Annotated in this window: 11 protein-coding genes; 8 read left to right on the top strand and 3 right to left on the bottom strand. The window is 35.3% G+C overall.

Annotated features, from left to right (window positions below; translation table 11 throughout):
* The first annotated feature begins 107 nt into the window (after positions 1-107).
* The 8 genes from ABD963_RS02230 (at position 108) to ABD963_RS02195 (ending at position 7758) form a co-directional block, all read left to right on the top strand.
* Entirely contained in the window at positions 108-1109 is a 1002-nt protein-coding gene (locus ABD963_RS02230) for a beta-ketoacyl-ACP synthase III (protein ID WP_345275304.1), read from the top strand.
* 22 nt (positions 1110-1131) lie between these two features.
* Positions 1132-1617, top strand: a complete 486-nt coding sequence (gene accB / locus ABD963_RS02225; RefSeq protein WP_345275303.1) for an acetyl-CoA carboxylase biotin carboxyl carrier protein — start codon at positions 1132-1134, stop codon at positions 1615-1617.
* A 92-nt stretch (positions 1618-1709) separates the two neighbouring features.
* Positions 1710-3062: an acetyl-CoA carboxylase biotin carboxylase subunit gene (gene accC, locus ABD963_RS02220; protein ID WP_345275302.1), complete on the top strand. Its 1353-nt coding sequence runs from the start codon at positions 1710-1712 to the stop codon at positions 3060-3062.
* 169 nt (positions 3063-3231) lie between these two features.
* Positions 3232-4344 (top strand): NAD(P)/FAD-dependent oxidoreductase, encoded by a 1113-nt coding sequence (locus ABD963_RS02215; protein ID WP_345275301.1) that lies wholly within the window; start codon positions 3232-3234, stop codon positions 4342-4344.
* Between the two features lies 1 nt (position 4345).
* Positions 4346-5050: a monofunctional biosynthetic peptidoglycan transglycosylase gene (mtgA, locus tag ABD963_RS02210; RefSeq protein WP_345275300.1), complete on the top strand. Its 705-nt coding sequence runs from the start codon at positions 4346-4348 to the stop codon at positions 5048-5050.
* Positions 5031-5294 carry a hypothetical protein gene (locus ABD963_RS02205; RefSeq protein ID WP_345275299.1) on the top strand — a complete coding sequence of 88 codons (264 nt, stop codon included), beginning with the start codon at positions 5031-5033 and terminating at the stop codon, positions 5292-5294. Before mtgA ends, ABD963_RS02205 begins: the two co-directional genes overlap by 20 nt.
* 19 nt (positions 5295-5313) lie before the next feature.
* Complete coding sequence (locus ABD963_RS02200) at positions 5314-5496, top strand: hypothetical protein (protein WP_345275298.1); 183 nt, start codon at positions 5314-5316, stop codon at positions 5494-5496.
* 9 nt (positions 5497-5505) lie between these two features.
* A complete protein-coding gene (locus ABD963_RS02195; protein WP_345275297.1) occupies positions 5506-7758 on the top strand; it encodes an efflux RND transporter permease subunit in 2253 nt (750 codons plus the stop codon).
* A 1-nt stretch (position 7759) separates the two neighbouring features.
* Here ABD963_RS02195 and ABD963_RS02190 read toward each other — a convergent pair whose 3' ends face one another.
* The 3 genes from ABD963_RS02190 to ABD963_RS02180 form a co-directional block, all read right to left on the bottom strand.
* Positions 7760-8671, bottom strand: a complete 912-nt coding sequence (locus tag ABD963_RS02190; RefSeq protein ID WP_345275296.1) for an ABC transporter ATP-binding protein — start codon at positions 8669-8671, stop codon at positions 7760-7762.
* Between the two features lie 84 nt (positions 8672-8755).
* The gene (locus ABD963_RS02185; protein ID WP_345275295.1) at positions 8756-10204 is read right to left on the bottom strand and encodes a TolC family protein; all 1449 of its coding nucleotides are present in this window, start codon (positions 10202-10204) and stop codon (positions 8756-8758) included.
* Positions 10191-13445 (bottom strand): efflux RND transporter permease subunit, encoded by a 3255-nt coding sequence (locus ABD963_RS02180; protein ID WP_345275294.1) that lies wholly within the window; start codon positions 13443-13445, stop codon positions 10191-10193. Before ABD963_RS02180 ends, ABD963_RS02185 begins: the two co-directional genes overlap by 14 nt.
* Positions 13446-13452: the final 7 nt, after the last annotated feature.

Here is a 13452-nt window from a genome sequence, read left to right as displayed (position 1 = left end):
AAAACACTTAATTTGCATGATATTACGTCAAAATTCAGTAATTTTCGTGAAATTTTTAACGTTTTTGCCCAATTTTAACGATTTTTGATCGAATTAATAATTAAGGTATGAGTAAAATCTCAGCAGCCATCACAGCTGTAGGCGCCTATGTGCCAGAATATGTATTAACCAATCAAATTCTTGAGACCATGGTTGATACAAATGACGAATGGATTACTACCCGAACTGGAATAAAAGAGCGACGAATTCTAAAAGAAGAAGGAAAGGGCACCTCTTTTCTCGCCGTAAAAGCAGCTCAAGATTTAATAAATAAGAAGGGAATTAACCCTAAGGACATAGAACTTGTTATTGTAGCCACTGCGACCCCAGACATGAAGGCAGCATCAACTGCGGCATTTACTGCGTCTGAAATTGGAGCAACAAATGCTTTTTCATTTGATATGGACGCCGCTTGCTCAAGTTTTTTATATGGAATGTCCGTTGCATCGAGCTACATAGAGTCTGGAAGGTATAAAAGTATTTTATTAATTGGAGCAGATAAAATGTCTTCATTAATAAACTATAAAGACAGAGCGACTTGTATTATTTTTGGGGATGGGGCAGGAGCCGTTTTATTTGAACCTAATAGAGACGGTTTAGGCTTACAAGATGAATATTTAAGAAGTGATGGAACTGGTAGAGAGTTTTTACAAGCGACTTATGGTGGTTCTCAGCATCCTTTAACACATGAAAAACTTGATGAAGGAGGGCATTATGCCTTCCAAGAAGGGAAGACAGTTTTCAAAAATGCTGTTTTTAATATGGCCGATGCGACAGTTAAAATTTTAGAACGAAATAACCTTACCAAAGACGATGTCAATTGGCTAGTAGCCCATCAAGCTAACAAGCGTATTATTGATGCTACGGCCCAAAGAATAGATTTAGAAGAAGAAAAGGTAATGATGAATATTCAAAAGTATGGCAACACCACATCTGCCACATTACCATTACTTTTAAATGATTATGAATCGCAACTAAAAAAAGGAGATAACTTAATATTCGCTGCTTTTGGTGGCGGATTTAATTGGGGAGCCATTTATTTAAAATGGGCCTATAATTCAGTAAACTAACCATTAACTAATTAGCAAAATTATGGACATAAAAGAAATTCAAAACTTAATTAAGTTTGTTGCCAAATCTGGTGCAAGTGAGGTTAAATTGGAAATGGACGATATTAAAATTACCATTAAAACAGGAACGGAAACTGAAGGTACGGCCATCCAGTACGCACCTGTTGCAGCGCCAGTACCACAACAAGTTGCAGCGCCTGTCGCACCAGTAACTGAAGCTTCTTCGCCTCAAAAACCAGCTGCTCCAGCAGCTTCGGATGATTCAAAATATATTACTATAAAATCCCCCATCATTGGGACATTCTACAGAAAGCCAGCTCCAGACAAACCGTTGTTTGTTGAGGTAGGTCAAACTATATCAGAAGGAGATGTGCTTTGTATTATTGAAGCGATGAAACTTTTCAACGAAATTGAATCTGAAGTTTCAGGAAAGATTGTGAAAATATTAGTTGACGATTCTTCGCCAGTAGAGTTCGATCAACCTTTATTTCTAGTAGACCCATCCTAATTTGAAGTTTAAAGTTTAAAGTTTAAAGTTCGAACGCAATAGCAATTAAACTTATAAACAACTAAACCATAAACTCTTAAACTCAAAAGATTATGTTTAAAAAAATATTGATTGCCAATAGAGGGGAAATAGCATTACGCGTTATTAGAACCTGTAAAGAAATGGGTATTAAAACAGTGGCGGTTTATTCCACTGTAGATGCTGAAAGCTTACATGTTAAATTTGCCGATGAAGCTGTTTGTATTGGGCCAGCACCAAGTAGTGAATCGTACCTTAAAATGTCTAATATTATTGCGGCTGCCGAAATTACAAATGCAGACGCCATTCACCCCGGATATGGGTTTTTATCTGAAAATGCTAAATTCTCAAAAATTTGTGAAGAGCATGGTATCAAATTCATTGGTGCTTCACCAGAAATGATAGATAAAATGGGAGACAAGGCAAATGCAAAAGCTACTATGAAAGCAGCTGGCGTACCTTGTGTACCTGGTAGCGATGGTGTTATACAAACATTTGAAGAATGTCAAAAAGTTGCCAAAACAACGGGATATCCTGTAATGCTTAAAGCATCAGCTGGAGGAGGAGGGAAAGGGATGCGTGCCGTATGGAAACCAGAAGATTTAAAAGCGGCATGGGACTCTGCTAGACAAGAAAGTAAAGCCGCGTTTGGTAATGATGATATGTATATGGAAAAGCTTATTGAAGAACCGCGCCATATTGAAATTCAGGTGGTTGGTGATTCTCGTGGCAAAGCCTGTCATTTATCAGAAAGAGATTGTTCCATTCAACGTCGTCATCAAAAACTAACAGAAGAAACACCGTCTCCATTTATGACGGAGAAACTTCGTAATGATATGGGTAACGCCGCAGTAAAAGCAGCAGAATATATTAATTACGAAGGGGCTGGAACCATAGAGTTTTTAGTGGATAAGCATCGTAATTTTTACTTCATGGAAATGAATACGCGTATTCAAGTGGAGCATCCAATTACAGAACAAGTCATTGATTTCGATTTAATACGTGAACAGATTTTAGTAGCAGCAGGTGTGCCAATTTCAGGTAAAAACTACACACCGAAACTACACTCCATAGAGTGTCGTATTAATGCTGAAGACCCTTATAATGGATTTCGTCCATCGCCTGGGGTAATTACTACCCTTCACGCTCCTGGAGGCCATGGGGTACGATTAGACACCCATGTTTATGCAGGTTATGCGATTCCTCCAAACTATGACTCTATGATTGCTAAGTTGATTACAACCGCACAAACTAGAGAAGAAGCTATCAATAAAATGAAGCGCGCTTTGGATGAGTTTGTGATTGAAGGTATAAAAACTACGATTCCTTTCCACAGGCAGCTCATGGATCATCCAGATTATTTAGCAGGTAATTATACCACTAAGTTTATGGAAGATTTCGTTATGGAAAAGCGAGTAGAAGAATAAATAATGATAACTCCGGAAGCACTTTCGGAGTTTTTTTATGATGTGATTTTGATTTTTAAAATCAAAATAAAGTTTTCACAAGTTGTTTTTCAAATAACACAGCCTATTGATCCATTTCTAACACCTCTGTTTAAAATTCTTAAATTTAAAAACAGCTAATTTAGCAAAGATGAATTTGTCTTACTGGGAAATAAAATCATGGTTAACAAATATTGACTTCACGATAGTGGGTAGCGGTATCGTTGGTTTAAGTTGTGCTTTACATTTAAAGGAGCGTTATCCCAAAACTAAAATTTTAATTCTCGAAAAAGGGATTTTGCCTCAAGGTGCCAGCACAAAAAATGCTGGTTTTGCATGTTTTGGAAGCCTAAGTGAAATTATTGAGGATTTAAAAACCCATACAGAACAAGAAGTTGTTGAATTAATTCAAAAACGCATTGATGGGCTGCACCTATTAAGACAAACGTTAGGCGATAAAAACATGGACTACCAACAATTCGGTGGTTACGAGTTATTTTCAAAAAACGATGATTTATTTGAAACCTGTTTTGCAAAAAAAGACTCTATAAATCAATTACTTAAACCTGTTATTAAGGACCAGGTTTTCAGGTTGAAAGAGAATTCGTTTAATTTCAAAAATATAAAAAACCAATATATTTTTAATGCTTTTGAAGGACAATTGGACACCGGTAAAATGATGGAAGCTTTATTAAAAAAGGCACAATCAAAAGGTATTAAAGTTTTGAATAACATTAAGGTTGAAAGGTTTTCAGAAGAACAAGAATCGGTAAAAATCTTGACTAATCAATTTGAGGTTTCTACTTCAAAATTACTATTAGCCACCAACGGCTTTGCTTTGGAACTAAACATACAAGATGTTAAACCGGCAAGAGCCCAAATACTCATTACCAAACCCATTAAAAACTTACATATTAAAGGGACCTTTCATTTGGATAAGGGCTATTACTATTTTAGAAATATAGACGATAGGATTTTGTTTGGCGGTGGACGTCATCTGGATTTCAAAACCGAAGAAACCACTGTTTTTGCTGAAACCAGTTTAATTCAAAATAAGCTGGAGGAGCTTTTAAAAACCACTATTTTACCCAAAACTCACTTTGAAATTGAACACCGATGGAGTGGTATTATGGGAATTGGCAACCAAAAGAAAGCACTTGTTAAGCCATTGTCAAGCCATGTATTTTGTGGAGTACGCTTAGGTGGTATGGGTGTTGCTATTGGTAGTTTAATAGGTAAGGAATTAGCGGAATTAATAGATTAATATGATAAAAAAGCTTTTAAAGTTAGTCGTTAATGTTGTTGTTTGGTTTTTTATCATTTCGATAGGTTTAGTCGTTATATTTAAATGGGTTCCCGTTCCAGCTACACCACTAATGGTGATAAGAAGTATTCAACAAAAGTCTGAAGGGCAAGATATAATTTGGAAACATGATTGGATTTCTAAGGGTCATATTTCAAAAAACATGCAACTTGCTGTAATTTGTAGTGAAGACCAAAACTTTTTGAGCCATAATGGATTTGATTTTGATGCTATTAAAAAAGCTATGGAGAACAATCAAAAAGGCAGACGCATAAAAGGCGCCAGCACCATAAGTCAACAAACCGCAAAAAATGTGTTTTTATGGCCTGAACGTAGTTGGTTTCGTAAAGGGTTGGAAGCTTATTTTACGTTTTTAATCGAAATCGTCTGGACTAAAGAACGCATTTTAGAAGTTTATTTAAACAGTATTGAAATGGGGAATGGTATTTATGGCATTGAAGCAGCATCGCAATATTGGTTTAAAAAACCAGCTTCCAAATTATCGCGTTATGAAGCTGCTGCCATTGCAGCCATTTTACCCAGACCTTTAAAATATAAAGCCAATCCTGCCTCAACTTACATACAAGGAAGAAAGGAATGGATAGTTCGCCAAATGGGTTATTACGGTGCTTTAGATTTCGAATTAAATGAAGATGAGCGAAAGTAATATTAAGCAACAATTACATGAAGCGTGTTTGGAGTTTATTGATAACAGATTTCAAGCGGTTAAAAAAACGATAAATGAAATCCAAGAATCACTGCTTTCCGAAACTAAAAGTAGTGCAGGAGATAAGCATGAAACGGGACGTGCTATGATTCAAATAGAGCGTGAAAAAGCGGGAAATCAACTCGCTGAAATTGAAAAAACGAAACAAATTCTTTCTAAAATAAACACTCAGCATTCCCAGTAAAATAGTTGCTTTTGGTAGTTTGGTATACACAACAAAATTCAATTATTTCATTGCTATAAGTGCAGGAGAAATTACTATTGGTGAAGAAAAATTTTATGCTATTTCTTCATACACACCTATTGCTAAACTCCTATTAACAAAAACTATTGGTGATAAAATTCAGTTTTTAAACGATACCTTTGTTATTAAAAAAATTGAATAGAAAACAGCAATGCAAAAGCTCGAGCAAATCATTTCCCTAATTATAAAATTTAGAATCTCAATTATTGTTTTGATTTCGGTTTTAATGGCCATTTCAGGATATCAAACCATTAATAAATTACGTATTGACAATTCCCTTTCTATTTGGTTCTTAGAAGACGACCCTAGTTATAAAGCTTACATCGATTTTCAAGAAAAATTTGGTTCAGACGAGATTTTTATAGCGATGTTGCCAGTAGAAAATGCCATTGGAGACAATGAAAAAGGGCAATTACTTAAATTACATAAAGCCATTGATAGCTTACAATATGTGAACACGTCATTTAGTATAGCCAAGGCCAAATACCCTATTTATACCAACAATACTATTGTTTTTGATGAACTTTATAATACAGAGAGAAGCGAAAAGGGATTAAAAAATTTATTATCGAAGCTTCCTAATATCAGCACTCAATTGGTGTCGGAGGATTTTAAAAATCAGTTTTTTTATATTCAGTTGAATCCAACGCCTACTATTGAAACCAAACGAAAAGATATTCTGGGGGAAATATCAGGAATCATTCAACAAAATTACGACAACTATTATTTGACCGGACCACCAGTTTTAAATGAGGCTTACAGTAAAGGAATTTATAAAGAAAGTCTCATTTTTGGTGTCTTAACGGTTTTGGTAATCACACTAATGCTTGTGTTTTTGTTACCAAGTAAACGCTATTTAATAATTTCTTTGTTATCAGTAGCAGTTCCTGTATCACTATTATTTGGCATTATTACCTCTCAAGGGTATGCTCTAAACATGATTTCGATGCTTATTCCAACCATTTTAATGGTTTACAGTGTTAGTGATGTTGTACATATTATTAATATTTATCATAAAGAAGGACTTGTAAACAAATCGTTTACAAAAATTCAGTTATTGACTATGGCGGTTCGAAAAAGTTTTACGCCTTGTTTTTATACCACACTAACTACTTTTGTTGGATATTTTGCATTGTTTTTATCACCTTTACCAGCCTTTAAAAATATGGGTATTTTTACTTGTATTGGTTTAGTATTGAGTTTCTTGTTGGTTTACGTTATCACTATTATTGGCTTTAGTTTTATGAGTCTTAATTTTAAAGAAGCAAAACCTTTTATTGCTTTTAAAAGGATTAGTCAACATGGATTTATAACCTGGTTAAATGGGTTTACAACACAATATAAAAACAGCATCATTATCACGTTTACTTTTATTTTGATATATGGTATATACTCAGTGTTTCAAGTTAAAATTGATACTAATTCTCAAGACCTTTTAGCTGAAGGAAAAGAAAAACAAGATTTACGTATTGTGGAAAGTCAGCTTAAGGGAAGCTCAAGAATGCAGTTAAACATCTCCACAGTTAATGGCGATAAAATTCTAACTAAAGATGCGATGTCTCAGTTGGAAGATTTTCAAAAGGAGCTAGAAAAAAACCCATTGATTAATGCACCAGTTTCTGCTGTAAATATTAAATCCTTTTTAGAAAAAAGAACACCTGTACTTTTTCAAACAACTGTTTCAGATGAAAAGATAGAGAACACATTGGCATCTGTTGATAATAGTGATAATAGTTTTTTTAAGTTATTCTCAAACGATTTTACTTCGGCAGGTATTACAATTAGTTTTAAAGATATTAAAACGTCACAACTAGAACAACTTATAAGTGATATTCAAAAGGATTTTGAGGCAACTTTTAATATAAAAGATTACCAATTAAAAATTAATGGGTTTGCAGTGGTTTTTGCTCAATTAAACAACTTTATACTTCAAACGCAGTTCAAATCTTTTTTTGCTGCCTTTTTTGTGGCTTTTATTTGTCTTTGGTTTTTTATCAGAAGTATAAAAACCACCTTTTTAGTATTAATCCCTAATATATTACCATTAGCTATATTAGCTATTTTAATGAGTTGGTTAGATATTCCATTAGATGTTACAACGGCCATGATAACGCCCATTATGTTGGGAATTGCTATGGACGACACCATACATTTAGTATACAAATACAGAAAAAATGAAGTTAAAACAGAAACACCTGAGACCAGAATGAATAATGCGATGCGTTATACTGGTAGCGCTTTGTTTTCAACAACTTTTGCGTTGGTAGCAGGGTTTTTAATTATTGCATCAAGCGCAACGCCATCGGTAAGGGATTTTGGATTGCTATGCGCTGTAACGGTGGCTATAGCTTTAATTACGGATATTTTTTATTTACCAGCGCTTTTAAAGAAGTATGACAGGTAAATTATGCTGTAATTTTTAAATAAATCGTTTGATTTTTTTCCAATATTGAATGATGTTGAAAAAATACTTTTTCTGCTTCTAAATTCGCTTCAATTAAAAAATAATGCCCTTTAAAATAGCTTTGAATAACGGTTGCTTTTAAATTCGATTTTTCAGTTAGTTTAACTTGATGTGCATAAATTATTTTGTTTTTAATCACATTAAATTCTCCAAAAAAAGAAGCAATTAAAGGCGTTTTCGGATTTTGATATAAGACTTCTGGATGGTCGTTTACTGCAATGCTATTATTATTTAAAACAATCATGCAATCGGCGAAACCCAAAACATCTTCTCTATCATGGGTAGCAACAATACAGGTAATATTTTTGTTTTTTAAGTATTTAAAAACACTGCGTCTTAAACTTTGTTTTTGAAAATTATCAATATGGCTAAAAGGCTCATCCAATAAAATAATTTCGGGTTCTTTAGCTAAAGCACGTGCTAATGCCACACGTTGTTTTTGTCCGCCACTTAAGGTTTTCACTTTAACATTTGCAAATTCAGTAAGCTCAACAACCTCCAGAAGTTCTGCTGTTCTGGCTTTTTTTTCTTCTGGAAAGAAGTTTGAAAGATGTTTGCCAATATTTTCTGCTACGGTTATAAAAGGCATCAAATTGAATTCTTGAGACACGTATTTCATGAACTCATAACCCACAACAAGGTTGTATTTAGGCCCTAAAATCTCAGTATCTTTCCAAAAAATGCTTCCTTCATTTACATCGAATTCACCGTAAAGTAAATTTAATAAGGTGCTTTTCCCTGAGCCACTTTCCCCAATAATAGCTAGGTTTTCGCCCTCTTTTGCTTCAAAAGAAATAGCTTTTAAAACAGGGGTTTTAGTATATGAAAAACTTATGTTTTCTACTTTAAGCATAAATTTTATTAAGATGTAAAAATAGCATAAAAAAACCGCTCGACTTTTAAGCGGAGCGGTTTTTAATTTTAGTTCGTTTTGGTTTTATTTCCAACCGCCACCTAAAGCTTGATACAACCTTACGTTTGCCAATAGCTGGTCGCGTTTGGTTTCTATAATTTCAATTTTTGAGTCTAAAGCCTCTCTTTGAGTCAATAAAACTTCGGTATATTCGGCTCTTGCCGATTTAAAAAGTTGAATGGATAAATCAATCGATTCTGTAAGTGCTTTTACCTGTGCTTCTTTTAGCAAGTAACTTTCCTTTAAATTTTTAACGTTAGATAACTGATTTTCAACCTCAATGTAAGCATTTAATATGGCTTTTTCATACTCGAAAACAGCATGTAATTGTCGCTTATTGGCAGTGCTATATTCCGCTTTAATTGCGTTTCTGTTAATTAATGGCGATACCAAATCTCCAACCAGCGAATAGGCTAACGACTCTGGCGTGTGGGTTAAAAATTTAGGTTTAAAAGCTTCTAAACCTAAACCAGCTTTAATACCAACAGATGGGAAAAAGTTGGCTTTTGCCACCTTAACATTCAATTTTGAAGCAGATAATTCGAATTCAGCTTTTCTAATATCTGGTCGATTGACTAATAATTGTGAAGGTAATCCAGAGGTAATTGTATCAACCTTGGTAGTAATAAATTCTTGAGAACTTCTTTGAACTTTTTGCGGATAACGACCCATTAAAAAGTTAATTAAATTCTCGGTTTCTACAATTTTTTGCTGAATTTGAAATTTATTACTTTGGTTTTTAAACACCTCAGCTTCAAAACGTCTAACCCCCAATTGGGTTGCACGTGCCGCTTCTTTTTGAAGCTTAACCATTTCTAGTGCGTTTTGCTGAATATCTAAATTCTGCTCGATAATGCTTAATTGATTATCTAAAGCTAAAAGCTCGTAATAGGCACTTGCAATTTCTGAAACCAGTTGCGTTACCATGAAATTTTTACCTTCAACAGATGCTAGGTATTCTAAAACCGCTGCTTTTTTTCCGTTGCGCAGTTTTTTCCAAATGTCCAATTCCCATGAAGCAGAAAGACCAGCAGAAAAATTGGTTAAAGGTTCTGGAAACTCCTCATCTTCGCGAATGTTAAGGTTTTTTTCAACAGCACCATTTCTAGTAAATTCTCCAACTTTCTCCACTTCTGCACCGGCATAAAAACCTACAAAAGGTAAATATTCGCCTTGTCTTGCTTTAATTTCATTTTTCGACATGTCTACCTTTTGCAACATCATGTTTAGCTCTTGGTTATTTGCCAAAGCACTATCGATTAAGGTGACTAAATTAGCATCTGAAAAAAAGGCTTTCCAGTTTACGGTTGCTATGTTTGTGGTATCTAAAGATTGGTTTTTGTACTGTTCTGGAACTTCTTTGTTTTCTTCACGAATGCTTTTTGTAGGCACACAAGAATACAAAGCCATTAAAGCCAGTACAACAACCAAACCGTGTTTCCTTAGGTTCATATGTGTTTTAATATGATTCATCTTGATTGTTTTTACGAAGTTTTTTCAACAATTTCTTTAATTTACTGATGCTATCGGTGTTCACTTTTGTTTGGTTTTCCACCTCATTATGTCGGATGAATTCCTCTGAAAGTGGTTCGCTAGATTCATCATTAATCAGGTTTTTGCCTTCGGCCATTTTAGCAAAAATGTAATACAGACCAGGTATGATAAGAACCCCAAACAGCGTTCCAATAAGCATTCCTCCTAAAGACGATCCACCTATGGTTCGATTACCAATAGCGCCTGCGCCAGTGGCGACAACCAAGGGTATTAATCCTGCAATGAATGCAAAAGAGGTCATTAAAATAGGTCTAAAACGTGCTTTTGAGCCTTCGATAGCGGCTTCTAAAATGGTGGCACCTTGCCTATGTTTTTGTACCGCAAATTCAACAATTAACACCGCATTTTTACCTAATAAACCCACAAGCATAATCACACCAATTTGTGCGTAAACATCGTTTGCTAATCCCATGGCTTTTAAGAGTACGAAAGACCCAAAAACCCCAACAGGTAGCGATAAAATAACTGCAAATGGCAATAAGAAACTTTCGTATTGTGCCGCTAGAACAAAGTACACAAATACCAATACAACTATGAAAATGTATAACGACTCGTTGCCTCTTTGTGCCTCATCAAACGATAAGCCTTCCCAAGCAATATCATACCCTTGTGGTAATTGTTTTGCAGCCACTTCTTTAATGGCATTAATAGCATCACCGCTTGTAAAACCCTCAGAAGGAAGCCCTCTAATGGAAGCTGAATTATAAAGATTATATCGAGTAATTTCATTAGGCCCCAATTTTTTCTCAATACTCATAAATGCAGAATAAGGCACCATCTCGCCAGCTTCATTTTTAACAAACAACTTTTCAAGATCCGATGGTAAACGCCTGTACTCGGGTGCTGCTTGGGTATATACTTTGAAGAATCTACCAAAACGAATAAATCCTTGCTCGTAAGTACTACCAATTAAGATGTTGAGGTTTTCCATAGCATTCCCTATAGTAACCCCTTTTTGCATCGCAATTTTGTTATTAATCTTCAATTCGTATTGCGGATAGTTTGCCGAAAAGAACGTGAATAATCCAGTAAGCTCTTTGCGCTTAGACAAAGCCTCCATAAATTCGTTATTGATTTTCTCAAATTGATGATAGTCTGTAGAGTTTGTTTTATCTAATAAACGCAGCGAAAATCCACCAGATGAACCAAATCCAGGTACTGCAGGTGGCTCAAAATACTCGATAACGGCGCCTAAATTTTTGGTTTCTTCTTCCAGTTCTTCCATAATTTGATGCACGGAATGATGACGCTCCGACCAGGGTTTTAAGTTAATTAAACAGGTACCCGCGTTAGAACCACGACCTTCAGTCATAATTTCGTAACCCGCTAATGAGGAAACCGACTCAACACCTTCTGTTTCTTCACAAATTTTTTGAAGTTTTCTGGCAACATCATTAGTACGCTCTAAAGTGGCACCTGGAGGCGTTTGGATGATGGCGTAAATCATCCCTTGATCTTCATTCGGTATAAAACCTGCTGGTAATACCCGGTTTGTTAAATAGATACCGGCACAAAACGCTGCTAAAATTCCGAAAGTAACAATACGTCTAGCAACGATTTTGTTAAGAATGGTAACATATTTTCCTGTTAAGCGCTCAAAACCTTTATTAAACCAATTAATAAAACGGTCTAAGGGCGATTTTTTTACTTTCCCATGATTGTTTTTAAGTAACATGGCGCATAAAACTGGGGTAAGTGTAAGCGCTACAACCGCAGAAATGATGATAGATCCTGCCATGGTAATAGAGAACTGGCGGTAGAACACACCCACTGGACCCGTCATAAAAGAAATAGGAATAAACACAGACACCATAACCAAGGTAATAGCTATAATAGCGCCACCAATTTCACCCAAAACTTCAGTCGAGGCTTTGTAAGGCGACAAATGTTCTTCTTCCATTTTAACGTGTACCGCTTCAACCACAACAATGGCGTTATCTACCACAATACCAATGGCCAATACAAGTGCAAAAAGGGTAATTAAATTAATGGAAAGTCCAAACAATTGCATCACAAAAAAAGCACCAATTAACGATACAGGCACCGCTATAATAGGAATGAGTGTAGAGCGCCAATCGCCTAAAAATAAGAATACCACTATAGCCACCAGAATAAACGCATCTCTTAGAGTGTGCAATACTTGTTCTATAGAAGCATCTAAAAAGCTAGAAACGTCGTAACTAATTTGAAAATCTACATCGGGTGGTAAATCTACTTTTAGCTCGTCTAGTTTTTCTTTAACTGCTTTAATAACATCGCTACCATTACTTCCAAAGGTTTGTTTTAATATGATAGAGGCTGAAGGTTTCCCATCGAGATTGGAATAGATATCGAAAAATTCGCTACCTAACTTTACATCGGCAATATCTTCTAGTTTGATGATTTCACCTTCTTCATTAGCACGAATAATAATGACTTTATACTGTTCAGGTTCGTTATATCGGTCTTGATAGGTTAATACATATTCTAACGACTGTGAAGTAATGCCCGAACTTTGTCCTAATCGCCCTGGTCTTGCCAAAATACTTTGGTCTTGCATGGCTTCTAAAACTTCTTCAGCAGAGATATTGTAAGCTCGCATACGGTCTGGTTTTAACCAAACGCGCATAGCGTATTTTCTACTACCTAAAATTTGTGCACTCGCAATACCATTAATACGTTGAATTTCTGGAATTACCTTTGTATAGGCGTAATTGTAAAGAAACTTTTCGTCATTATTTTTATCGGAACTAGAGAGGTTAACGTACATTAACATACTAGGTTGTACCGGTGTAATAATAATACCTTCGCGTTGCACCAATTCAGGAAGTAAAGGCATCACTTGGTCTACACGTGTTTTTACCCTAACAACAGCTTCGTTAGGGTCTACACCGGGTTCAAAAATTACACGAATGGTAGCTTCACCTGCACTGGTAGCATCGGAAGCTATGTATCGCATGTCTTCTACACCATTGATGGCAGTTTCTAAAGGAATTAAGGTGGAGTTAACCAACACCTCTGAACTCGACCCTGGATACGCAATAAAAATATTAACTGTAGTGGGTGCTATTTGAGGAAATTGTGAAATAGGTAGTTGCTTTATGGCAAGCCCACCTATAAAAACGATCATTACCGAAATGACGATTGCCAAAACGGGTCTTTTTATAAATTTTTTAAACATGTCTTTT

The sequence above is a fragment of the Litoribaculum gwangyangense genome, from assembly GCF_039543505.1.
Lineage (GTDB): Bacteria > Bacteroidota > Bacteroidia > Flavobacteriales > Flavobacteriaceae > Litoribaculum > Litoribaculum gwangyangense.
Note: the sequence above shows the minus strand (reverse complement) of the source record. Positions and strands in the feature narration are given on the sequence as shown.